The organism is Epilithonimonas sp. (genome assembly GCF_032054305.1).
Classification (GTDB): domain Bacteria; phylum Bacteroidota; class Bacteroidia; order Flavobacteriales; family Weeksellaceae; genus Epilithonimonas.
Genome location: NZ_DAMBSX010000008.1, coordinates 126,902 through 150,049, shown reverse-complemented (window position 1 = coordinate 150,049; position 23,148 = coordinate 126,902). Strand labels below are relative to the sequence as shown.

Below are 23,148 nucleotides of genomic sequence, written 5' to 3'. Positions count from 1 at the left end.
ATTATTCCAAAATAATTTTACCAGAATACATTTTATCATCGGTTATCTTATAGAACAAAAGGCCTTTAAAATCTCGATTTAAATAAAATAACTGATTTGTTTTTGTATCAACTTTCTTGATTAATTGTCCTGCAGAATCAAAAAACTCAACATTAATATTCTTATTTTCTGGTGTAATTACTTTGAAAGATTTATCAGATTTGGAAAAATATAATTTTGGATTTGAAGATTTAAAAACAGATTCAGAATTCGCTAAAATACTATTGCAGGAAATTCCAGAAGAAGTTTCGAAACAATTCAACCAATGACCAGATTCGAAAGGTTGCTGTCTTGGCGCTTCCAACAAACCGTTGGACGAACCGATTCCTTCATAGATGTAACCATCATTAACAGCAAATGCTTTTACGTTTTTATTGAAAACGTCACCAGTTACAATAGATGTAACAGTTGGCTCTCCATAGGCATCAAAATCATAGCCTAGATTAGGGATTGGATTATTTATGTTTAGTGAAAAATCGTACAATACTGTTTCATCATTGGTTCCATTAATATTTCTGTAAACTTTTTTTTCATTGATGTCTTCTCTTAAAATTGCGGCCAAAGTATTTGGTTTAATAACCCAAGGCTCGCCACATGCTCTGATAGGTGGATATCCAATAAAATTAAAAACAATTTTTTTGTAAGTTTTACCGTTCACGATGCTGTCTCCATCTATCTTGTAAGCATAAGATGTTTGTTGGGTGATATTGAGACAATTAGAATTGATTTCACCATCGTAAAATCCAACTTGCCACTTGTTTCCCTCAACGAGCAAAGGCGAATAATTTTGAGCAAAAAGATAACTTGTAAAAATGACTAGAATAAAAAGATAGAATTTCGGCATAGTTTTTTGTTTAAAGTTACAAATTAATATCATATGCTAATGTAATTCAACATTAAGTTTTGTAATTTTACTCAGATGAAACGCTTACGTTCTATCTGACCTTTTAAACAATAAAATGTACAGATGAAAAATGTATTTTTTTTAATATTAATCAGCTTATTTTTGCAGCAATGTGCGCAGAAAAAAGTGGATTTAACCAAATCTCAACAACCTAAAACAGCAATGGAAGATAACACACACGCCAACAATCCGTACTATTCAAGAACCGACAAAACCAAACTGAATGTTTCTAACGAGGAATGGAAAAAAATCCTTCCTCCTGAAGTTTATGCCATTGCGCGAGAAGCGAATACAGAATACCCATTCACTGGGAAATATAATGATTTTGATGAGGTCGGTGAATATTATTGTGCGGTTTGCGGGAATCATTTGTTCCGTTCAAGCTCCAAATTTGCAAGCACTTGCGGCTGGCCGAGTTTCTTTGAAGCAGACAAAGATGGCGTGATTTACAAACGAGATTCTTCTCACGGAATGGAACGCATCGAGGTTCTATGCAAACGTTGCGATTCGCATTTGGGGCACGTTTTCAACGACGGACCGCCGCCAACAGGAACCAGATATTGTATGAATTCAGTTAGTCTGGATTTTCAACGAGATAAGAAATAAATCAGTCCCGAATTATTCGGGATTTTTCTTTGATATCGATTAAATTTGTAAGAGACTAAATCTAATTTAAAATTGAAAACAATATTCATCACCGGAGCAACTTCAGGAATAGGGAAAGCCACAGCAATTATATTAGCACAACAAAAAAACAGATTGATTCTTTGCGGGAGAAATAAAAATGTTCTCGAAGAACTCAAAACCGAACTATCAAAAGAAACTGAAGTGTTTACATTGAGTTTCGATGTCAGAAATTCTGATGAGGTTTTTTCAGCGATTGATTCACTTCCTGAAAATTTGAAAAATATTGATGTTTTGATCAATAATGCCGGAAATGCGCACGGACTCGACCCTATTTCTGATGGAAATATCAATGACTGGAACGCCATGATGGACGGCAATGTAAAAGGCTTGCTGTATGTTTCTCAGCCAATCATTAAATTAATGAAAGAAAAACAAAACGGACAGATCATCAATATCAGCTCCGTTGCAGCAAGGCAGACTTATGCGAATGGCGTTGTTTATTGCGCCTCAAAAAAAGCAGTCGATGTGATTTCTGAAGGAATGAGAATCGAGCTGACAGAATTTGGAATCCGTGTTACAAATATTCAGCCGGGCGCTGTGGAAACCGATTTTTCAAAGGTTAGATTCAAAGGTGATTCTGAAAGAGCTGCAAAGGTTTACACTGGTTATGAAGCTTTGAAAGCAGAAGATATTGCGGATACGATCGCTTATTGCATTAATGTTCCGGAAAGAGTTTCAATTGCAGAAATTGCTATTTATCCAAAAGCTCAGGCAGAACCAAGAACAATCTACAGAAAGTAAAAAAGATATTTTATTTTCGTTAAAAAAACAAAATATCTTTGATTTTATGATAATAATCAATCCCGACCTGTTCGGGATTTTTCAATTTTAAGGTGTATTTTTGTAAAAATAATATTTCATAATTATTGTAATGAGATTGTTGCAGGCTCTATTGTTCTTCGGTTTTGTGCTGGGATTTTCGCAGAAATATTCTAAGACAGAGAAAGCATTATTAATGCAGGTTTCAAAGTTGGATTCGTTGATGCAAAATAACAATTCCAAGATATTAGAATTATTTTGTGATGATATTTCTTTTGGACATTCCAATGGCTGGGTCCAGAATTATGAAGATTTCAAAAAGGATTTCGAATCTGGAAAAGTGAAATACGAATCGGTAAAACAAACTGAACTTAAAGAATTGAAAATCAAGAGTAGATTTGCTAACGTCAGAAGAGTCATTGCTGTGAAAGGACTTTATAAAAATGATTTATTTGAAATGAAGCTTTCCGTTCTCGAATTCTGGATTCGGCAAAAAGGAATTTGGAAATTATGGAGCCGGCAAGCTGTGACATCAAAATTGTAACCCATCATAAAACAAAACATATGGAACGCTTTTTTCTCAGATCAAAACATTGGAATGTCTTTCTATTGTTTTTTATAACTTTTATCGTAGTTATCGGCCTTTTTTATCTTGCATTGACTTATTCTCAAGATACAATATATACCGGATTTGCGATGGCAATAGGATGCGCAGGTTCTTTGAGCTTGTTATTAAGCTGGTATTACTTTCTGAATCATGGCATGAATCAGAAAATAAAAGACCAAAACCTGAAATCTTCTTCTAACGGTATTTGGTTTTTCATGATCTTTCCTGTAGTATATATGTTTTTGGCATTTCTCGTTTTCCCGACAGGATTTGTTTTGACTACAACCGAACGCAATTTCCATATTTGGTGGATAGTTCTGATTTTTCCGATACATCTGTTTGCTGTTTTTAGTTTTTTCTATGTTGTGTTTATCACGGCAAGATCGATCAAAACGGCCGAATTGCAAAAAGATGCAATGTTTGTAGACTTTGCGGGTGAGTTTTTTCTTCTTTGGTTCTTCCCGATTGGTATTTGGTTTCTACAACCGAAGATCAATAGAATAATAGAGAAAAATAATTATTAGATAATTCTAAATTTTAGAAAGGATTTTTTAATTCATAACTTTGGCAAATGAAAATCCTTCACATAGAAACCTCGTCCAAAAACTGTTCTGTCGCCATTTCTCATGGCGAAAAATTATTATGCCTTTGCGAGGAAGTTTCCGATAATTATAAACAATCCGAGAGTCTGCACAGTTTTGTAGAATGGGCTTTGGAAGGCGCAGAAATTTCTTTGAAAGATCTGGATGCTATTTCTCTTGGCAAAGGCCCGGGCTCTTACACAGGACTTAGAATTGGAGCAGCTTCTGCCAAAGGTTTTTGTTATGGTTTAAAGCTTCCTCTTATTGCCGTTAATTCTTTGGATTCCATGGTTGAGGAATTCATAAACCAAGGATTTGGATTGATTATTCCTTTGATTGATGCAAGAAGGATGGAAGTCTACACCGCTATTTTCGATGGAAAATCTGGCGAATTGATCTCTGAAACCGAAGCCAGAATCCTCGATGAAAATTCTTTTGCTGAATTAATAGACAAAAAAATTCTTTTTGTCGGCGATGGCGCAAAAAAAGCTCGGGAAATAATGAATCTCCCAAATGCAGAATTCAGATATGATATCTATCCATCTGCAAAAGGTTTAATTAAAAAATCGGTCGAGAAATTCAATCAAAAAGATTTTGAAGATGTTGCTTATTTTGAACCTTTTTATCTAAAAGATTTTCAGGGAATTAAAAAAGCTGATAGAGTTAAAAAGCAATAATTATTTCCTAGAGATCCGATACAATTTCCCACTATCTGTAACTGCATAAAGATTCCCGTCTTTCCCGTCAAAAACATCACGAAATCTCTCGTTTTGGTCTTCTAACAAACGTTCTTCTCCAACAACTTTATTATTTTCAAGGATAATTCTGTTGATTTTTTCACCACTGAGACAGGCAATAAACAGGTTATTTTTCCATTCGACAATATTTCCCGTGTAAAATGTGATTCCACTTGGAGAAATAACAGGGTCCCAATAATAAATCGGCTGTTCCAAATCATCTTTTTTTGTCAATCCATTATTGATTTTCTGTCCAGAGTATTCGATTCCATAGGTGATGGTTGGCCAGCCGTAGTTTTTTCCAGGCTGAATGAGGTTGATTTCGTCACCGCCTCTCGGTCCCATTTCGGTCTCCCAAAGTTCCCCGGTTTCAGGATGAATAGCAATTCCTTGTGGGTTTCGATGTCCATAAGAATAGATTTCTGGCTGTGCTTTGTTACTTCCAATAAAGGGATTTCCTGCGGCAGGTTTTCCGTTTTTATCGATTTTAATGATCTTTCCCAAGTAAGCTTTTAGATCCTGTGCCAAAGGTCGTGTTTCCAGGTCTGACCTTTCTCCCGTACTTACAAAGAGATTGCCGGATTTATCAAAAGCCAATCGACTTCCGTAGTGCAATCTTCCATCATAAGAAGGAGTTGCTCTGAAAATGATTTTGACATTTTCAATTTTGTTTGTAGAAAGAACACCTTTTCCAACAGCCGTCAGATTTCCTTTTTCATAAGGTTCTGAAAATGACCAATAAATGGTTTGATTATTTTCAAAATCCGGGTCAATTACAATATCGAGAAGACCGCCTTGTCCACGGCTATCAACTTTAGGCAGGCCGCTTATTTTAGTTATATACTTTCCGTCTGGGGAGACAAGATTAATAAATCCCGTCTTTTCTGTGATCAAGAAATTTTGATTTGGCAATTGTGCAATTCCCCAAGGTCTTCCGAGATGTTTATTGATGACATCTACCTTATATTCTGTCTGGGTTTTATAGCCTTGGATTCTGGTTTGTCCGGCAAAAGCTGGTTTGTAGTCCGAATTTGGCTTTTCTTTTTCTACAGGTAGAAGATTTTTGACGGATTCCTTTTCCTGGCAGGAAATTAAAATCGTTGAAAAACAGAATATTGGAAGAATTATCGACTTCAGCATAACAGATAATTTTTTTTAACGAATGGAAAAATAATGCCAGTAATATTTGTTAGTTGAAATTTTAATTCTACATTTGTAGAATGTATTTTATGTTTGTAGAATGAAAGAACAAAAATTAACAGATACAGAAATTGTTTTGATGGAAATTCTTTGGCAAAAAGAAAAAGTTTTTATGAAAGATATTTTGGAAGAATATACTGAGCCAAAACCTGCTGCAACTACAATTGCAACACTTCTCAAAAGAATGCAAAACAAGGATTTGATAGGGTATAAAACTTATGGAAACTCGAGAGAATATTTTCCAAAAGTGAAGAAAGAAGATTATTTCCAGGAAGAAATGTCTTCGATGATTGACCGTTTTTTTAATAATTCTGTAAGTCAGTTTGCATCATTTTTCACTTCGAATGCAAAATTGTCCCAGAAGCAATTGAAAGAACTTCGAGATATCATTGACAAAGAAATAACAGACTAAAATGTTAACCATTATTTTCAAAATAATTCTCTGTTCATCATTATTGATAGGAGTTTATTATTTGTTTTTACAAAGAGAGAAAATGTTCGGCTTTAACAGGTTTTACCTTTTGCTGGCTTTGGTTTTCTCTTATACGATTCCGTTTGTGAAAATCAACCTTCCTGGAATTTCTCAACAGAAGAACCAATTGATTTTTGAAGAAATCCCAACACAACAATTGATTCAGAATGCCAATCAAACCTCACAATTTGATTGGATGAATTCCATTCTTGTAGCTTGTATTTTGGTTTCTGTTGTTTTGATTATCAAGTCAATCATTTCAATTATGAAAATTATTAATCTGAAAGGAATGGATATTATTTATCATAATCAGAAAGTGAAACTGGTTGATAAAAATCTACCGCCTTTCAGTTTTTGGAACAAAATCTATTTGAGCAAAAGTTATTTCGAAAATCAACAAATAGATAACAGGATTTTCCTTCACGAGAAAACGCATATTGTTCAGAAGCACTCTTGGGATATTCTGTTTTTAGAGATTTTGAAGGTCATTTCTTGGTTCAATCCAGCTTTATATTTTTATAAAAAAGCAATGACAGATAACCACGAGTTTCTGGCGGATGAAAGCATTATTCAGCAAAAAAATAATGTGAAAGATTATCAGACATTGATTCTTTCAGAAATTCTCCAAACACAAAATCTAAGGCTGACACACCAATTCAATTACAATAACACCAAAAAACGATTTATTATGATGACAATTAAAAAGTCAAAATTTGAAGCAACAAAAAAACTAATTGCAGTTTCAGCTTTTGCCGGACTGAGTATTCTTTTTGTACAGAAAGTTTATGCTTCAGAAGCTAAACCTCAAGTCAAAACTAATATTCCGGAAATTGCTACAAATGATTCTGTAAAATTAGATACAATCCCTGGTAAAAAAGCAATTCAAACCAATGTAAAAATCAAAGAAAAGAAAAATATGCCGCCTCCACCGCCTCCAACAGAGATGAAGGAAAATGAATTGCCGATTCCGCCACCGCCGCCTCCAGCAAGAAATTTAGCTCCTGCGGAGTTTCCCGAAGGGTTGACCGCATTGAGAACGAATTTTATGAATGTCTTTGATTCATCATCTTTAAGTGGAAAAGGAACCCTAAAAAGCAACTTGTATATTTCCATCGATGAAAATGGAAAAACTACCAATATAAAAGCAGATGGACCAAATTCAAATTTTAACAATGAAGCGATTAAAGCGCTCAAAGCTGTTACTCAAGATAAAGTGTGGAAACCGGCAACGGAAGATGGAAAAGCGGCTGCAACTGTTTTTCAGCTTCCAATTACAATGAAATTTGAATAAACGATTTTGTTATAAACTTAAAACGTTCCACATTCCGGAACGTTTTTTTATTTCGTATTTTTGTTAAATGCAATTCAAACTTCAATCAGAATATCAACCTACCGGAGACCAGCCTCAAGCGATTGAGAAATTGGTAGAAGGTATTAATATTGGCGAAAAATATCAAACCCTTCTCGGAGTTACCGGTTCCGGAAAAACATTTACCGTTGCCAATGTGGTTGCCAGTGTTCAGCGACCAACGATTGTGATGGCGCACAACAAGACTTTGGCGGCTCAGCTTTTTATGGAGTTCAAAGAGTTTTTTCCTGATAATGCGGTAGAATATTTTGTAAGTTACTACGATTATTATCAGCCGGAAGCTTTTATCGCTTCTACGAATACTTATATTGAAAAAGATTTGAGCATCAACGAAGAAGTTGAAAAATTGAGACTTTCAGCTATTGCAAGTTTACTTTCCGGACGCCGAGATGTTTTGATCGTTGCTTCGGTTTCCTGCATCTATGGTGTTGGAAATCCTACTGAGTTTCATAAATCACTTATTACTATTGAGAAAAACGAAAAATTATCAAGAACCAGATTGCTTCATCAATTGGTTAGTGCGCTGTATTCTAGGGCACTGAACGAGTTTCAGAGAGGTACGTTTCGTGTGAAAGGTGATGTAATAGACATTTATCCGGCTTATGCCGATACTGCGATTCGGATTCAGTTTTTTGGAGATGATGTGGAAAAAATTCAAAGTTTTGACCCAGTTTCCGGAAATGTGATTTCGAATTTTGATTTGATCAATATTTATCCGGCCAATCTTTTCGTAACAACGCCTGAAACGATGCAAAGTGCCATTAAACAGATTCAGGATGATATGGTAAAACAGGTAGATTTCTTCCGGGAGATCGAAAAACCGTTGGAAGCAAAACGTTTGGAAGAAAGAACTGAATTGGACCTTGAAATGATTCGGGAACTTGGTTATTGTTCTGGGATTGAGAATTATTCCAGATATATGGATGGGCGTTTGCCTGGTTCGCGACCTTTCTGCCTGCTGGATTATTTTCCGAGAGATTTCCTGATGGTCATCGATGAAAGTCACGTAACCGTTCCACAAGTTCACGCTATGTACGGCGGTGACAGAAGCAGAAAAGAAGTTCTGGTAGAACATGGTTTCCGCTTGCCCGCTGCGATGGACAATCGACCTTTGAAATTCAATGAGTTTGAGGATATGCAGAATCAGGTGATTTATGTTTCAGCAACTCCTGCAGATTATGAATTGGAAAAATCCGGCGGAACTTACATTGAACAAATTATTCGTCCGACTGGACTTCTTGACCCGATTATCGAAGTTCGTCCGACGATGAATCAGATTGATGATCTGATTGAAGAGATTCATAAAAGAGTAGAGCTGGACGAAAGAGTTTTAGTTACAACCTTAACAAAGAAAATGGCTGAAGAGCTGACGAAGTATTTCACAAAGGTTGGAATCAGGACTCGATATATTCATTCTGATGTAGAGACTTTGGAAAGGATCCAGATCATGCAGGATTTGCGTCTGGGATTGTTCGATGTTTTGGTTGGTGTCAATCTTTTGAGAGAAGGTCTGGATTTGCCAGAAGTTTCCTTAGTTGCGATTCTGGATGCAGATAAAGAAGGAATGTTACGTTCTAGAAGGTCAATGATTCAAACTGTTGGTAGAGCTGCGAGAAACCTGAATGGTCGAGCGATAATGTACGCTGATAAAATGACGAAATCTATGCAGGCGACAATCGATGAGACCAATTATCGTCGTGAAAAGCAAATGAAATATAATGCTGACAATGGCAAAGTTCCTCAGGCTTTAAACAAAAAGATCAGTGAAAATCTGGTTGGTAGAAGCAAAGATTTCCCGGATGAAAAATATACGCACAAAGAAATTTTAAGAGAAGTTGCAGAAACCAAAGCCAGCTACGGAAATGAAGATATCGAAAAAATCGTAGCTCAGAAACAGAAAGAAATGGAAAATGCAGCGAAAAATCTTGATTTCATAAAAGCTGCAAAACTGAGAGACGAAATCGCAGCTTTGAAAGCGTAATTTATTTTTTCAAAAAGTATTTGTAAAACTTCAGAATCTTTTTGATCTTACGTTTTCTTACCATCTTTTCGGACGCTTCATTGATTTTTTGAAGACAATATTCTACGGGAACTCCGGATAGTTTGGAGTATTCTGCGCTGATGATTTTCATAGTTTCGGTATCATCCGTCAATCGTGCAAAGTTCCTAAGTCTTTTGTCGGTCGGAAAATCTGTGTGGAAATTCATTCTGTTGAGGTCTACCAAATAGAAATTATACGTCTCGTTTTCTTTTTTTATCAAGAAATTTCCAGAAGCATTATCTATAAACTCAATCCCATTTTCGTGAAGATTGTAAATGAGAGAAGCATAACTTTTGAAAATCGTATCTCTATCTGTAAATTCTGGGTTATGAAGTGCGTCGGTCAATGGAAAACAATTATCCAACTGCTCACTGACGTAATAGCTGGACGTCAATCCCCAAAAATCATAAAACTCAACGTACGCAATAGGAGTGGGCGTGTAAAAGTTCTTGTTTAGAAGCAGATTCGCATACTCATAAGAACGTCTGGCTTTAGATTTTCTGTAATATTTGTAAACATGGCGATTGATAAAATTATGCTGTTTAAATGACTTGAAATTGAATTTCAATTGATCAACATTGAAAAACTTAACCGTATTTCTATTGCCGTGACCAACAATAACACCATCAGTCTTAAAATTATCTAGAATTCTCAGAATATCATTTTTATACTGGGAATAAGCTTCTGAAAGAATAAAGTTCATAATAATATTACTTCAAGGTTAAAGTTATTGATTCTAATATTATTTTAAAGACGTTTTGATCAGCTCCATTACTTTATCATTATCAATATTATTAGTATTAATTGATAAGCTTTTGTGATTGTAAGGCTTATACATATTTTCATCCGTCACGGAAAACAAACCGATAGTTGGAACTCCGGAAGCACTAGCCAAATGCATTACACCATTATCAGCCGCAATGAAAACAGCACAATTAGCAATGAAGCCTCCCATTTCACGCACATCTTTGCTATAAAAATTCGGGATTTTGAAGTTTAATTTCGAGATGTTTTCTACTGGCAAAAGTTCGATGATGTTGTAATCCGGAAAAGCTGTTTCCAATTTATCATAAAAACTTGTCCACCAAGACTCTGAATAGCATTTGTCACCAGTTGCGTTCGTAAAAAGGCAGATGGTTTTTTTGTCATTTTTTACAATGTCATAGAGTTTTTTCTTTCCATCTTCTATTTCTGATTGATCTAATTTCAAGTCTAAAAAAGGAACTTCAGATTTATTTTCATCAAGTCCGATCTGAGTCAGATAGTATCTGAGATTATAAATGGTATTTTTTGCAATATGATTATAATCAGAATGTTGAGTTTTGATATTTTCAACTTCTTCACCAAAAAATTTGTAATCCGCTTTTGCAAACGATATCGATAATCTTCCGGAAGAAGAACCTTGAGTTGCGTTGATGGCCAGATCATATTTATTCCATTTCAAAGCAAACCAGCCTTTTATGTATTGAAATAAATTACTGAATGGTTTTTTCGGAAGTTGATAAATGTTGTCAACACTTTTATAATTCTTGAAAATAATCGGCGTTACTCCACCTTTTACGAACAAATCGATTTTTGCATTTGGAAATGTATTTTCTATCTCCTGAACCAGTGGCGTGAGCAAAAGAATATTTCCAAGCCTGTGATTGGGTCTGGAAATCAGAACTCTTTTTACTTTGAAATCTTTATTAAGTTTTCCCTCAGCATGCGACTTACCAATATTTTTGGTAAGGCTTTTCATAACAGACCTTCTTACGGCGTTTATCTTTTTCTTCATAAAACTTTATTGTTGCAAATTTACCGAAAAAACTAACGTCTCAGAGGTTTTAATAGATCCATCAATCCATTGAGTTTGATTTCGTAAATTGTTGACAATTGCATTCCCAATTTTCCTTGTGGGAAACCGCCATTTCGAATAAACCATTCGAGATAAGAGATGGGTAGATCGGCTAAAATTGTTTCTTTATATTTCCCAAAAGGCATTTTGACTTCGCAGATGTCTTTCAGTATTTGAGGATTGATGCCTTCCATTTCAAATTATAAGGTCGATTTTATTTTCCAGAACATCATTTTGATCGGGCGGTAGTTCCAAAGGTGGTGTGTCATCTTCAGAAAACTCATCTCTGTAAACTTGGATCAGCATTACGGTGATTGACATCAGAATCGGACCAAATATCAATCCCATGAAACCAAAAATATTCATCCCGAGAATAATCCCGAAAACTGTTACCAATGGATGGATGTCTTCTAATTTCTTCAGCAAAGTAAATCGCAGAAGATTATCTGTCAAACCAACTACTACCAGTCCATAAATCAAAATCCCAACACCCGGACCAGTTTGTCCTTCGGCAATCATAAAAATTCCGACCGGAACATACACGATTGCTGCACCAACAACTGGTAGCATAGACGCAACTGCGGTCAAGGCGAATAGAAGCATTGGACTTGGACATCCAAAGATCCAATAACCAATCAATGCTACTAAACCTTGTCCCAAGGCAACAACCGGAATTCCGATGGCGTTTGCCATTACCAATTTTACAAATTTATCGCCAAGAAGCTGAATGTTTTTTCTTTTAAAAGGCATTGCTCTCGCCACAATTCTTTCAAATAACCGAGCTTTTACAAACATAAAATACAGAATGAAATACATCGACATGATTACCGTAAAAGTATTCACGGTGGTGTTCAAAGCTTTTGTAGAAAGGGTTCCTGCAAAATTGGTGACTTTTGCGATATTCTCTTTGCTTAGAATATCAAATCCTACTTTTTGGAAAACAAATTGATGAATCTTCTCCAAAAAAATGTTGAACTTTTCCATGTAAACTTGTGCATTTCCTGCTTTTGCAACAAGCATATCTACAATGAAGTAAACGGGAAGAATCAAAATAATCAGTGATGCTAACATCAGAACAGTAGCCGATAACCAAGGTTTCCAGTTTTTTTCTTCGATGAGGTAATAATTGAATTTCCTACAGACAATGTAAAGCGTAACCGCTCCTAAGACTGAAGGAATGAATAATGCCAGATTCCAGCAAATTAGCCCAACTAAAACACTTATAACAAGAATTAATGCAACCTGTTTGATGACAACAGAATCTATTGGTTTACCGGAATCTGACATAGTTTATTTTTTGTTATTCTAATTGTTTAGGTGCTCCGAAATAAGCACAATATGTTGAATACATTGCAATGTAAGCGAATGGCATTGTGAGATAGACTCCTACACAACAAAGCACAATACCTGCTATACTTACAAGTCCTGCCAAAACAGCAGTAAACAAAATCGTGCCATAGTTTTCTTGAGCTATGTTGAATGATTTCTTTAATGCATCAAACGCACTTGCTTTTTCAAAAATTAAAATAGGATAACCAAGTAGGAAAAACGGCATAACAAAGAAAATAGGTAAAATGCACATTAAAAACGAAATTGTTAAAACAATTTGAGCAATCAATGCGTAAATAACGATGTTGATGAAATTCTGTTTATAAGCAAAGAAAATATCAGAAACAGTAATGGATTGCTTAAAATTAGACTTGTTAGCAACATAAATCAGACTTACAAAAATAGGTGCTAGAAGAAGTGTGACAAAAAAATTTGCACCACTATAGGCGGCAAATCCTGGTGCTGCGATGATGTCTTGATAATTGATATTGCCACCAGAATCTTTTATTTGTTCAACCAGAATCTGTGAATTAAATCCCGTTATCATTTGTATGATGAAGCCTAATAAAAAATAAATTACCACTGCCAGAAAGCAGTATAAAAAAGTGTTTTTGAAAATCTCCAGAGCGTGAGAGATTATTGCTCCTGCTTCCCTGTTCGGAGATGTAGCTTGCGAATCGAATTCATTAAAATTGTCCATTGAGTTTATTTTTATAGTTGATTATCAAATCTACACAAAAAAACTCTGAAAAGAATTAACTCAAAGACAATTATTCCTCAAAATCCGCAATCAGATGTTTGTAAAGAACATAATTTACAGCATTCCAAAAAGGGAAAGTCACAAAAAGTCCAAAAAAGAAAACAATAACTCCCGAAAAAGAAATAATAATAGAAGCCAAAACAACCACAATCATCAGCAGAGCATGCTTGTTGAAAACCTGAAAACTCAGTTTAAAAGCATCAAAGAAATTATAATTCTTGAAGAAAATCAAAGCCGGAACCAGCAAAAACATAGGCATCCAGATGAGAGAAATGATGAACAAATAGTTATTGATAAAATTCCAAATAAGCGCAAAAGCCACAAAAATTAAAAAATGATAACCTCTGAATCCGGCAAACAAATCCGCTAACTCCAACGGTTCGCCAATATCCAGCTTTCTATAAATTTTCAAAAAGCCAATATTCAGAGGATAAATCACAGATTTGATAATCAAAACTGCAATAGAAAAATTCACCGCATTTTCTGTCTGCATCAATTCTGCATATTTTGTTAAGAATGCTGAACTGTCGGAATAAAAAAGATTTTGGAACTTCTGGATTTCTTCAAAAAGTCCGTAATATCGGAACGCATACATCGCTGCAAACATATAAATGCTGAAGTATATTACCGTAAACAACAGCTGGAACGGCAAAGTTCTCATCCAATATTGATAGGCTTCTGTCAGTATTTTTCCAATTTCCGGTTTTTGCGTCGTCATTCCTCAAACTTTTTTGCAAAAATAAAGCATTGAAACGGATAAGCATAATAATTTGGGCAGCTATTTCCGCCTTCCGCTCCCAAACCTAACGTAGTGGTTCGACGAAGTCAATCTTTTTGTTCCGCTTTGCTCCACAAAAAGGATTTCCGCTCAAATCGGACTGCAATCGTATGGCGTTCCAAAAAACTTCAACAACTTTAGGGATTTTAACTTTTAACTATCATCTTTTCTCTTATTTTTGTTTTTATGTTTCAGAATCCAGAATTTCAAAAGATGGACGAATTGTCAGAGAGAAAAGAACCTTTCTTTTTTCTGATTAATTTTTTGATGGATGAAGTCAGAATATTCACAAAAAACGAAATTGAAAATAAAGTTTTGTTGATTGATTTTCCGAATAATACGAACGTTAATTATCAACAAGCGACAATCCCTAGTTTTGAGTGGAAATCATTTCCAGAAACTTTGGAAGATTATCAAAAAGGATTCGAAATTGTTCAAGAGAATCTCAGAAAAGGAAATTCTTATTTAACAAATTACACTACAAAAACGGAAATCGAGACTGACTTAAGTTTGGAAGATATTTTCAAATTTTCAAAGGCAAAATATAAAGTTCTGGTTCCAGATGAATTTGTATTTTTTTCACCGGAAACATTTGTAGAAATTGTTGACAACAAGATTTTCACACATCCGATGAAGGGAACAATCGATGCAGAAATAGAAAATGCAGAAAATATTCTGAAAAATGACCCGAAAGAAAAAGCGGAACATTACACTGTGGTTGATTTGCTTCGAAATGATTTGAGTATGGTTGCAGATAACGTTCAGGTGAAAGAATTTCAAAGAATCGATTATATAAAAACCAAGCAAAAAAATCTCTTGGCAATGAGTTCCGAAATCGAAGGCGAAATCAAACCGGAATTCAAGAATAAGATTGGAACTATTCTTCAAAAGTTGTTACCGGCAGGTTCTATTCTCGGTGCGCCGAAACTAAAAACTTTGGAAATTATTTTGGAAGCCGAGCAATATGACAGAGGATTTTATACAGGAATAGCAGGTTATTTTGACGGCGAAAACTTGGATTCTTGCGTGATGATACGTTTTATTGAAAAAGAGAATGAGAAACTGTTTTTCAAAAGCGGAGGTGGAATTACCCATCAAAGTGACCTAATCAGCGAATACGAAGAAATGAAAAACAAAATCTATGTCCCGATTTATTGAAAGCATTAAAGTTGAAGACCAGAAAATTTTCCTGAAAGAACTTCATCAGAAAAGAATGAACGACACTTTTTCGTATTTCGGAAAAGAATGTAAGATTGATATTTATAGTCAATTTTTAAATCTGGAACACGATGAAGACGGACTTTACAAATTTCGAATCGAATATGATTTGGAGAACAATTTCAAGACGCAGATTATTCCTTATGCAATTTTAGAATTAGGTGATTTTGAATTGGTTATTGATGATGAAATATGCTATAGCTTTAAGTCTGCTGACAGAAATCAATTACAAAGATTGAAAGACAAAAGTCATGCTGATGAAGTAATTATTGTGAAAAATAACCAGATTACAGACACATCATACTCCAATCTTTTGTTCTTAAAAGACAAAACTTGGTTCACACCAAAAAGCTATCTCCTGAATGGCGTAATGAGGCAAAATCTTTTGCAAAGAAGAGAAATAAAAGAAACCGAAATCACCTTAGATAATATCAAAGAATTCACACATTTTCAGTTAATCAATGCATTGAATGACTTCGATGATATGTTCATTTACCCGATTGAAAAAATCATCAATCTTCCGAAAGAAGAATCGGATTTGGAGTTTTAATTAAATTTTCAAGTCTTCGACTCCGCCCAGACTGACATATCTTAAAATAAGCTGTTAGTATTAGAACTGTCACACTGAGCAGAGTCGAAGTGTTCTTACTTCAGAGCTTCAAAATATTGCTTCAAAATATCCGCATTATTACATTCCGAAGTCATCACCTCCAATATTTTGGGTTTAGAATCTGGTTTGAAATAATTTGGTAAAACACGGTCAAGAGAAATCTCATCTTCAACTCGTGTATAATCAAAACCAAAATTCTTGGCTAATAATTCAGCATTTCTATGATGCTGTGTTGCAATGAACTCGTCCAAAGCATTCGTTCCACTTGGTCCGGGAATGATTTTGAAAATATTCCCTTCACCATTATTGAAAATCACGATTCTTGTGTAAGGTGGAATGTACTGATTCCAAAGTCCATTGATATCATAGAAAAACGATAAATCACCGGTAATCAAAATCGTTGGCTCATCTTCCATCATCGCAAATCCCATTGCGGTAGAAGTACAGCCATCGATTCCGCTGGTTCCGCGGTTGCAATACACATCATATTTCTGATATTCAAATAATTGTGCGTATCGTATTGCCGAAGAATTTGAAAAATGAACCCTATAATTTTCAGGAATATTATTCGATAATTGATTGAAAAGATAAAAGTCCGAAAAAGGTGCTTTATTGAGATATTCCTCGTGTTTCGCATCTTTTTTATCTTTCAGAACATCCCAAAGATTGAAATAAGCTCTTGGTTCCAGATTGATAGATTTCAATAATTTTGAAAAGAAAATTTCAGGTTTTGTTTCAATCTTTTGACTCAGAACATAATAAGTATCTGGCTGCCAATATTCATCAATATGCCAATGCCGTTTTGGTTTTGCTTTTCTCAGGAATTGCTTCACTCTTTTGGAAACTACATTCTGCCCGATTGTAATCAATAAATCTGGCGCATAAGTATGATAATCTTCCTCAGAAAAATCGGTGATATAACGGTCGATATGAGCGAAAAATTTATCGTGATGAAGATTAGAATTCATTTCCGTCAAAACGACAACGGTGTGATTTTTAACTAATTGCGAAAGCTGAGCTTCCAATTCAGGATTTGGAGACAATGTTCCAGCCAAAATCATAATTCTTTTGGAAGTATGCCAATCCGCAATCAGATTAGATGGAACATCATAATTCTTTTTCTGAATCGTTTTCTCAACAACTGGCATCACAGGCAATTCGTCTAACAAGTTGTAAAGTGGCTCTGTTAAAGGAATGTTGATGTGAACCGGACCGCTTTTTTCGATGCATAATTCAACCGCTTTTTTTATCGTCTCGAAATTATAATCATCAGCGCCGTCTTTTTCATCTTCCAACAATTCGAAATCACCGTAAGAATGCTGCTGGAAAATATTTTTTTGACGAATCGTTTGTCCATCAAAAATATCAACAAAATCTGCAGGTCTGTCTGCTGTTAAAACCAAAAGAGGTACATTCTGATAAAAAGCTTCCACTACGGCAGGATAATAATTCGCTGCGGCAGAACCGCTTGTACAAGTTATGGCAACAGGTTTTTTAATCGATTTTGAAATTCCCAAACCTACAAAAGCAGCGGCTCTTTCGTCCACAATACTGTAACATTGGAACGCATCAATCTCAGAAAAATGAATTGCCAAAGGCGCGTTTCTGGAACCTGGAGAAATGATGATTTTATCGATGCTGTATTGTTCAAGAATATGTGCTAGAATTTGGATGCTGCGTTTTGCGGAATATTGCTTCATTTTGGAAAATTACTGAGAAATAAATCAGTTTGCAAATTTAATGAAAGCTTTTCAACTCCTTAATAATATTTCTCGCTGATTATGCAGATTTGGCAAATTTCTATCTGCAGAATTTGCTCTATCTGCGAGAGATTTTTTGAATTTAAAACAATCGCAATTGCTGCGTCCTGCTTCCCGTGAAATGTTCGGTCGTCAAAACGGCTCTTTCCCGGTTATTAAAAAATTTCTTCTTCCCGATTTCAAAAGTTTTATGAATCATTTCGGCGATATTGCCTTCGCCCTGGTAACGCTGGAAAAATCGCTTTTCGCCCAGATTTCCACCACGCATTGAGCGGATGAGATTCAGAACTTTATCTTTTCTGTCTGGGAAATGTGCTTCCAGCCATTGGACGAAAACGGGTTCAACCGTGTCATTCAGTCTGACCAAAGTGTAACCGCAGCTTCTTGCGCCGGCCTCGGAAACAGATTTCATAATGAATAAACTTTCGTCACTTGTCAATGCAGGAATAACTGGCGCAATCATCACATTCACGGGAATGTTTTTATCGGATAAAACTTCAATCGCTTTCAGTTTGTTTTTTGCAGTAGAAGTTCTTGGTTCCATAACTCGTCTCAAATCTTCATTCAAAGTTGGAATACTCATATTCACAGAAATCAGATTTTTTTCTGCCATTTTTTCAAGAATATCCAAATCTCTCAGAATCAAAGCATTTTTAGTAATGATAGAAACCGGATGTCTGTAATCCAAACAAACCAGAAGCAGTTTTCGGGTAATTTCAAATTGTCTTTCAATTGGTTGATAACAATCCGTATTTCCGGAAAGCATAATCGGTTTTGGAACATAAGATTTCTTTTGAAATGTTTTTTCCAACAATTCCGGCGCGTTTTTCTTGACCATCAATTTTCTTTCAAAATCGATTCCCGCGCTGTAACCCCAAAATTCGTGAGTTGGTCTTGCAAAACAATAGGAACAACCGTGCTCGCAACCTTGATAAGGATTCATTGAGTAATCCATTGAGAGGTCAGGGCTTTTGATGACGTTAATAATTGTCTTCGGAAATACTTCTGTAACCTGGGTCTTGATTTTGTCCAATTCATAGTCTTCCGGCTCGAAAGTATATCTATCGAATCGGTTGATGACATTACGTTGTGCACCTTGACCTTTTGGAATTAAATCTGACATTTTAATTTTAATATTGATGACGAAAAACTTTGTTGTAAAATTTTCATTTACAACAAGTTATGTGGATTGGCGAAATTAAATTTCGCTTTACGACAAAAATTCGTTTGGATTTCTGTTTCAAAATTATCACATGAAAAATGAAAAATATCTTAAAATTTCGGAAAGTTTTCCACAAAAAAATCCGGCTCATAAGAACCGGAGATTTGTATAATATAAATAGTGTTGGTGTTAAAGGAAAGCGTCCAATTCTACACCGTCATTCGGATTGGCATACGCTTTTCTTGGCGAACCAAATAGCAAATGATGGTCAGAATAATCGCTGTTGTAAAGTTTGTTCTTAAAATATTTTCGGGCTGCAAAAATTCCCAGAACAGCAGCTGTTCCAAATAGTCCTGCAACTATGATTTCTAAACTATTCTTCATAAATAAAATTTTGTCCAAACACATAAGCAAATAGTGTTCCTTTTTATTTTCAAGACGGATTTTTACAGTTCAGTCGAATTTTTTTACAGTTCAGTAACTAATAATTGTTTAACTTCTATGATTGAAATAATTTTGAACCAAGAAATTAAGAAATGAAAAGAAAAAATATCATATCACTGCTTTGGGTCGGTTTCGGCGTCAACCTTTTTTTCTTTATCGTGGATACAGATGAGAAAACAGTGGAGAACTTTTTCTACGGATTATTGGTTTGTCTGATGTACTCATTATTCATCGGAGTCAGTAATGGATTGACCAATGAATTCCTGAATAAGAAATTCCCCTGGGCAGAACAAACCAGAACCCGAACTATTTTCGGAATCATTGCTTTAGTTATTGTAAATGTTGTGGTGAGTTATCTATGCGGCTATCTCAATTTCGTAGTGATTCAGAAAACGGCGACTGCAGAAACTTTCTTTTCGAGTAAATATAATTTTATCAATTGGTTCACAATCAATATTGCTTTGATGATTTCGGCTTTCCTTCACGCCAAAGGTTTTATGGAAGAGCTGAAAAAGAACACCAAGAAGGAAGTTGTAGAACAGAAACTGATTGCAAAATCTGCCAACGCTCAGTTCGAATCGTTGAAGAATCAATTGGACCCGCATTTTCTTTTTAATTCTCTGAATGTCTTAACCGCATTGATTGATGAAAATCCGGAGCAGGCACAGAAATTCACGACATCGATGTCAAAGATTTACAGATATGTTCTGGAACAGAAAGACAAAGAAATGGTAAAAGTGGAGGACGAAATAGAATTTGCTAAAATCTATTGCAATCTTTTGAAAACCAGATTCGAAGACAGTGTGAATTTCACGTTTGATGTTAATCCTGATGATTTACAAAAATTCGTGGTTCCGCTTTCCTTGCAATTATTATTAGAAAATTGTATCAAGCATAATTTCGCTACCTCATCAAAACCGTTGAATATCAGAATCTTCACAGAAGGGAAATTTCTTTGTATCGAGAATAATATCCAAGTGAGAGAACAACTGAAAGAAAGTGCTGGAATCGGTCTGGCCAATATCGTTCAGCGTTATGCACTGCTTACCAAAGAAAACGTTTTTATAGAAAAATCAGAACAGACCTTTAAAGTCAAAATCCCCATATTAATAGAAAAAAAATCTCAGACAATGACAACTTATACATCAGAAACCACAGAAAATGTCGCTTACGAAAGAGCGGTAAAAAGAGTAAAAGAACTGAAAGGATTCTACGGAAACTTGATTTCCTACTGCATAGTCATTCCTTTTTTAGTTATCATCAACCTATTGACTTCGCCTGAACAAATTTGGTTTTATTGGCCAATGTTAGGCTGGGGAATCGGACTTTTGGCACACGGGATGACTGTCTTCGCCATCGGTAAAAACTGGGAAGAAAAGAAGATTCGTGAAATAATGAACGATCAGAAATCAATTTAAAAATCAATAACAATGGAAAATATTAACAAAGACAATCCACGTTACGCAATGGCTGTGGAAAGAGTACAAAAAATCAAAAAATTCTATACCGGAATCCTGGTTTTTGCCATCGTATTTGGCGTTGTTTACGGCGTCAGATTTTTCAAAAACGGATTTCCGCAGAACCTTGGCGAGATGCACGTTTCCTGGGTTTTTATCATCTGGGGACTGATTCTGGCCATCAAAGGCGCGAAACTGTTTTTGTTCAACTCCGATTGGGAAAATGATATGATCAACAAAGAAATCAAAAAGCAAAACAATGGAACTTATTAAAGATAAAAACGATATCCAATATCGTGAAGCCGTAAGAAAAGTAAAACGCCTCAAAAGCTTTTACACGCATTTGACAATCTATGTCTTAGTGAACCTATTTCTTATTTTTGCCAACTGGAGCGAGATTCGGGATGAACACAGCATTTGGACTTGGCAGATTTGGGCAGTACCTGTTTTTTGGGGAATTGGATTGATAGCGCAAGCTGTAGGTGTTTTCTGTCCGGGATTCTTCTTTGGAAAAGATTGGGAAGACAAGAAAATCAAAGAATTGACAGAGAAGTATAAATAAAATGATACAGATATTTTTTTATATTCTAATGGGAGCTTGGCTTTTTACCGAGGTCTTTTATAAAAGCCAAATGTCCTCCAATAATTCTGATCAAAAAGGAAAGGATAAGTCTTCTCTCAGCTTGCTTTGGATTGTTATTATTTCATCAATATCATTATCGATTTTTGTTTCATACGTTCATTTTGAAGATTTTAGTTTGATGATAACAACGCAGAACTGGATAATCTATCTCGGACTCATCGTTTTATTTATAGGGATTTTCACAAGATTTTTAATCATAAAATCCTTAGGCAAATATTTTACTGTGGATGTGACTATCCGCCAAGACCATAAAATAAAAAAAGACGGAGTTTACAGTCTCCTGAGACACCCTTCATATTCTGCTTCTTTGCTAACGTTTCTGGGTTTGGGTTTGTTTTTGGATAATTGGATTTCACTAATTATTGCTTTTATTCCACCATTTTTAGCATTTTTGTATAGGATTAAAATTGAAGAAAAAGCTCTTATAGAGCAATTCGGACAGGATTATATCGATTATAAAAAACAGACAAAAAAGTTAATACCATTTATTTATTAAACCAATGAAAATTAGAACGATAATCATCGAGGACGAAAAACCAGCAGTCAGACGACTTGAGAAATTATTAGGTTTATTCTCTGATTTAGAATTAGTTGCAAGCGTTAATTCTGTGGAAGAAGCAGTCGATTGGTTTCAGGAAAATGAACATCCGCAACTGATTTTTTCGGATATCGTTTTAGGTGACGGATTATCGTTTGATATTTTTGATAAAGTCTCAACCAAAGCTTTTATCATTTATACGACGGCTTTTGACCAATACACCTTGAAAGCTTTCAAGCTTAATAGCATTGATTATCTTCTGAAACCGATTGAAGAAGAAGATTTAGCAAAAGCCATTGAAAAATTCAAGTCATTTTTGCCGGAAGAAGGAACTGTTAATTCGCAGGAAATCAAACAGATTGTTCGAAAAGAAAAATCCACGCTTTCAAGAATTTTAGTAAAAATCGGATATAATCTGAAAGTTGTTTCCATCAACGAAGTCAGTTGTTTCTATAGCGAAAATAAAATCGTTTACTTACAAACTAAAGAACGAAATTTTCCAACAGATTTCACATTAGATGAATTGGAAAATGTATTGGACGAAACAAAATTTTTCCGCGTGAACAGACAATTCATCATCAGTTCAGATTACATCAAAAACATCCACACTTCCCCGAATTACAAAGTTGATTTGGACTTCCAACCGAACGAAGAGATTACGGTTAGCAGGGAAAGAGTGAAGGATTTTAAAGATTGGCTGGCAGGAAACTAACATAAAAACGCCCGAGATTACCGGGCATTTTATTTAAAATATAATGAGTGCGAAATTGAGTTTATCTCCTTGGACCATTCATTGCAAAATCTCTGTCTTTTTTCCAGTCTTTATGCTGGTAAGCCATATAATTCTCATATTGTTGTTTGTTCAGGATTTTTCTGATTCTGGTGTCATATTCTCTCTGGCTCAATCTTTCTCTTGAAAGGTTGTCGATTTTCTTTTGCTGAGCCGGTGTCAAACGGATTCCGGCAAAATCTTTTTGATATTGATGCGTTTCAACTTTTACGTTTCTCATTCCGTTTTCTCTTTTCTGTGCACTAGCAGCGAATGCAATAAATAAACTTGCTGCTAAAACTAACTTTTTCATAATACTTGATTTTTTAATGTTAATATTAATTAGCGTTCTTGTTTAGTAAGATTCAATATTAATGCCTGAAAGTACTATTATTAGGGCATTATAGACAAATGGAAACTATTTGCCGATGAAGAAATCAAATGTAT

Annotated in this window: 27 protein-coding genes; 15 read left to right on the top strand and 12 right to left on the bottom strand. The window is 35.1% G+C overall.

What is annotated here, in order from left to right; genetic code table 11:
- Window position 1 precedes the first annotated feature (1 nt).
- Complete coding sequence (locus RTX21_RS16855) at window positions 2-883, bottom strand: hypothetical protein (protein WP_312769518.1); 882 nt, start codon at window positions 881-883, stop codon at window positions 2-4.
- Between the two features lie 222 nt (window positions 884-1,105).
- Here RTX21_RS16855 and msrB point away from each other — a divergent pair, with 222 nt between their 5' ends.
- From msrB to tsaB, 5 genes are all read left to right on the top strand, one after another.
- Window positions 1,106-1,549, top strand: a complete 444-nt coding sequence (msrB, locus tag RTX21_RS16850) for a peptide-methionine (R)-S-oxide reductase MsrB (RefSeq protein ID WP_312082029.1) — start codon at window positions 1,106-1,108, stop codon at window positions 1,547-1,549.
- Between the two features lie 72 nt (window positions 1,550-1,621).
- Complete coding sequence (locus tag RTX21_RS16845; RefSeq protein ID WP_312769516.1) at window positions 1,622-2,371, top strand: SDR family NAD(P)-dependent oxidoreductase; 750 nt, start codon at window positions 1,622-1,624, stop codon at window positions 2,369-2,371.
- A 130-nt stretch (window positions 2,372-2,501) separates the two neighbouring features.
- Window positions 2,502-2,933, top strand: a complete 432-nt coding sequence (locus RTX21_RS16840; RefSeq protein ID WP_312769514.1) for a nuclear transport factor 2 family protein — start codon at window positions 2,502-2,504, stop codon at window positions 2,931-2,933.
- Window positions 2,934-2,953: 20 nt separating this feature from the next.
- The gene (locus tag RTX21_RS16835) at window positions 2,954-3,520 is read left to right on the top strand and encodes a hypothetical protein (protein ID WP_312769512.1); all 567 of its coding nucleotides are present in this window, start codon (window positions 2,954-2,956) and stop codon (window positions 3,518-3,520) included.
- A 47-nt stretch (window positions 3,521-3,567) separates the two neighbouring features.
- A complete protein-coding gene (gene tsaB / locus RTX21_RS16830) occupies window positions 3,568-4,254 on the top strand; it encodes a tRNA (adenosine(37)-N6)-threonylcarbamoyltransferase complex dimerization subunit type 1 TsaB (protein WP_312769509.1) in 687 nt (228 codons plus the stop codon).
- Here the strand turns inward: tsaB and RTX21_RS16825 are convergent, their stop codons facing one another.
- Window positions 4,255-5,454: a PQQ-dependent sugar dehydrogenase gene (locus RTX21_RS16825; protein ID WP_312769506.1), complete on the bottom strand. Its 1,200-nt coding sequence runs from the start codon at window positions 5,452-5,454 to the stop codon at window positions 4,255-4,257. It abuts the gene before it with no gap.
- Window positions 5,455-5,554: 100 nt separating this feature from the next.
- Here RTX21_RS16825 and RTX21_RS16820 point away from each other — a divergent pair, with 100 nt between their 5' ends.
- From RTX21_RS16820 to uvrB, 3 genes are all read left to right on the top strand, one after another.
- The gene (locus RTX21_RS16820) at window positions 5,555-5,926 is read left to right on the top strand and encodes a BlaI/MecI/CopY family transcriptional regulator (protein WP_312769503.1); all 372 of its coding nucleotides are present in this window, start codon (window positions 5,555-5,557) and stop codon (window positions 5,924-5,926) included.
- An 82-nt stretch (window positions 5,927-6,008) separates the two neighbouring features.
- Complete coding sequence (locus tag RTX21_RS16815) at window positions 6,009-7,277, top strand: M56 family metallopeptidase (protein ID WP_312769501.1); 1,269 nt, start codon at window positions 6,009-6,011, stop codon at window positions 7,275-7,277.
- Between the two features lie 67 nt (window positions 7,278-7,344).
- A complete protein-coding gene (gene uvrB, locus RTX21_RS16810) occupies window positions 7,345-9,336 on the top strand; it encodes an excinuclease ABC subunit UvrB (RefSeq protein WP_312769499.1) in 1,992 nt (663 codons plus the stop codon).
- A gap of 1 nt (window position 9,337) precedes the next feature.
- Here the strand turns inward: uvrB and RTX21_RS16805 are convergent, their stop codons facing one another.
- The 6 genes from RTX21_RS16805 to RTX21_RS16780 form a co-directional block, all read right to left on the bottom strand.
- Window positions 9,338-10,099, bottom strand: a complete 762-nt coding sequence (locus RTX21_RS16805; RefSeq protein ID WP_312769498.1) for a lipopolysaccharide kinase InaA family protein — start codon at window positions 10,097-10,099, stop codon at window positions 9,338-9,340.
- A gap of 39 nt (window positions 10,100-10,138) precedes the next feature.
- A complete protein-coding gene (locus RTX21_RS16800) occupies window positions 10,139-11,173 on the bottom strand; it encodes a glycosyltransferase family 9 protein (protein ID WP_312769496.1) in 1,035 nt (344 codons plus the stop codon).
- Between the two features lie 32 nt (window positions 11,174-11,205).
- Window positions 11,206-11,418 carry a DUF3820 family protein gene (locus RTX21_RS16795; protein WP_312769585.1) on the bottom strand — a complete coding sequence of 71 codons (213 nt, stop codon included), beginning with the start codon at window positions 11,416-11,418 and terminating at the stop codon, window positions 11,206-11,208.
- A 10-nt stretch (window positions 11,419-11,428) separates the two neighbouring features.
- Window positions 11,429-12,520, bottom strand: coding sequence for an AI-2E family transporter (locus RTX21_RS16790; RefSeq protein WP_312769493.1), 1,092 nt, complete (start codon window positions 12,518-12,520; stop codon window positions 11,429-11,431).
- 13 nt (window positions 12,521-12,533) lie between these two features.
- Window positions 12,534-13,262, bottom strand: a complete 729-nt coding sequence (locus tag RTX21_RS16785) for a beta-carotene 15,15'-monooxygenase (RefSeq protein WP_312769490.1) — start codon at window positions 13,260-13,262, stop codon at window positions 12,534-12,536.
- A 70-nt stretch (window positions 13,263-13,332) separates the two neighbouring features.
- Window positions 13,333-14,040 carry a hypothetical protein gene (locus RTX21_RS16780; RefSeq protein WP_312769487.1) on the bottom strand — a complete coding sequence of 236 codons (708 nt, stop codon included), beginning with the start codon at window positions 14,038-14,040 and terminating at the stop codon, window positions 13,333-13,335.
- Between the two features lie 246 nt (window positions 14,041-14,286).
- On the opposite strand from RTX21_RS16780, the gene RTX21_RS16775 reads away from it, so the two are divergent.
- Both RTX21_RS16775 and RTX21_RS16770 read left to right on the top strand, forming a co-directional pair.
- Window positions 14,287-15,258: an aminodeoxychorismate synthase component I gene (locus tag RTX21_RS16775; RefSeq protein WP_312769485.1), complete on the top strand. Its 972-nt coding sequence runs from the start codon at window positions 14,287-14,289 to the stop codon at window positions 15,256-15,258.
- Window positions 15,242-15,868 carry an aminotransferase class IV gene (locus tag RTX21_RS16770; protein ID WP_312769482.1) on the top strand — a complete coding sequence of 209 codons (627 nt, stop codon included), beginning with the start codon at window positions 15,242-15,244 and terminating at the stop codon, window positions 15,866-15,868. Before RTX21_RS16775 ends, RTX21_RS16770 begins: the two co-directional genes overlap by 17 nt.
- A 95-nt stretch (window positions 15,869-15,963) precedes the next feature.
- On the opposite strand, the gene menD is transcribed toward RTX21_RS16770, so the two are convergent.
- The 3 genes from menD to RTX21_RS16755 form a co-directional block, all read right to left on the bottom strand.
- Window positions 15,964-17,628 (bottom strand): 2-succinyl-5-enolpyruvyl-6-hydroxy-3-cyclohexene-1-carboxylic-acid synthase, encoded by a 1,665-nt coding sequence (gene menD, locus RTX21_RS16765; protein WP_312769479.1) that lies wholly within the window; start codon window positions 17,626-17,628, stop codon window positions 15,964-15,966.
- 142 nt (window positions 17,629-17,770) lie between these two features.
- The gene (locus RTX21_RS16760; protein WP_312769476.1) at window positions 17,771-18,811 is read right to left on the bottom strand and encodes a PA0069 family radical SAM protein; all 1,041 of its coding nucleotides are present in this window, start codon (window positions 18,809-18,811) and stop codon (window positions 17,771-17,773) included.
- A gap of 228 nt (window positions 18,812-19,039) precedes the next feature.
- Window positions 19,040-19,234 (bottom strand): hypothetical protein, encoded by a 195-nt coding sequence (locus RTX21_RS16755; protein ID WP_312769474.1) that lies wholly within the window; start codon window positions 19,232-19,234, stop codon window positions 19,040-19,042.
- Between the two features lie 152 nt (window positions 19,235-19,386).
- Between RTX21_RS16755 and RTX21_RS16750 the strand changes: the two genes are divergently transcribed.
- Genes RTX21_RS16750 through RTX21_RS16730 form a run of 5 tightly spaced genes read left to right on the top strand, consistent with a single transcriptional unit; the run spans window position 19,387 to window position 22,644 of the window.
- The gene (locus RTX21_RS16750; protein ID WP_312769471.1) at window positions 19,387-20,712 is read left to right on the top strand and encodes a 2TM domain-containing protein; all 1,326 of its coding nucleotides are present in this window, start codon (window positions 19,387-19,389) and stop codon (window positions 20,710-20,712) included.
- A gap of 12 nt (window positions 20,713-20,724) precedes the next feature.
- A complete protein-coding gene (locus RTX21_RS16745) occupies window positions 20,725-21,024 on the top strand; it encodes a 2TM domain-containing protein (RefSeq protein WP_312769468.1) in 300 nt (99 codons plus the stop codon).
- A complete protein-coding gene (locus tag RTX21_RS16740; protein WP_312769466.1) occupies window positions 21,011-21,313 on the top strand; it encodes a 2TM domain-containing protein in 303 nt (100 codons plus the stop codon). Before RTX21_RS16745 ends, RTX21_RS16740 begins: the two co-directional genes overlap by 14 nt.
- 1 nt (window position 21,314) lies before the next feature.
- A complete protein-coding gene (locus RTX21_RS16735) occupies window positions 21,315-21,890 on the top strand; it encodes an isoprenylcysteine carboxylmethyltransferase family protein (protein ID WP_312769464.1) in 576 nt (191 codons plus the stop codon).
- A 4-nt stretch (window positions 21,891-21,894) separates the two neighbouring features.
- Window positions 21,895-22,644, top strand: coding sequence for a LytTR family DNA-binding domain-containing protein (locus RTX21_RS16730; RefSeq protein ID WP_312769462.1), 750 nt, complete (start codon window positions 21,895-21,897; stop codon window positions 22,642-22,644).
- Between the two features lie 61 nt (window positions 22,645-22,705).
- On the opposite strand, the gene RTX21_RS16725 is transcribed toward RTX21_RS16730, so the two are convergent.
- Window positions 22,706-23,014 (bottom strand): hypothetical protein, encoded by a 309-nt coding sequence (locus tag RTX21_RS16725; RefSeq protein WP_312769460.1) that lies wholly within the window; start codon window positions 23,012-23,014, stop codon window positions 22,706-22,708.
- Between the last annotated feature and the right edge of the window lie 134 nt (window positions 23,015-23,148).